The sequence below is a fragment of the Bacteroides caecigallinarum genome, from assembly GCF_016901995.1.
Classification (GTDB): Bacteria; Bacteroidota; Bacteroidia; order Bacteroidales; family Bacteroidaceae; genus Phocaeicola; species Phocaeicola cellulolyticus.
In genome coordinates this window covers 1-228 of the sequence record NZ_JACJLE010000224.1, presented here as the reverse complement: position 1 = coordinate 228, position 228 = coordinate 1, and the positions used below count along the sequence as shown (strand labels likewise).

Genomic DNA, 228 nt, shown 5'->3' with positions numbered 1-228 from the left:
AACTTTCATTGTCACGTGACACGTTAAGGATGTTATATACGTTTAGCCTTAAACAGAATTAGTTTTGAGACAGATTAGACTTTTCAGTTTGTTGATTCATGTTGAGTCATAATGAAGATAAAGAAATTCAGGTGACTATAGCACGAAGGTTCCACCTCTTCCCATTCCGAACAGAGAAGTTAAGCTTCGTCACGCCGATGGTACTGCATATTGTGGGAGAGTAGGTAG

Annotated in this window: 1 rRNA gene; it reads left to right on the top strand. The window is 39.0% G+C overall.

The window, feature by feature from the left end:
• Nucleotides 1–127 precede the first annotated feature (127 nt).
• Nucleotides 128–228 (top strand): 5S ribosomal RNA (rrf, locus tag H6A61_RS15725); the annotation flags it as partial.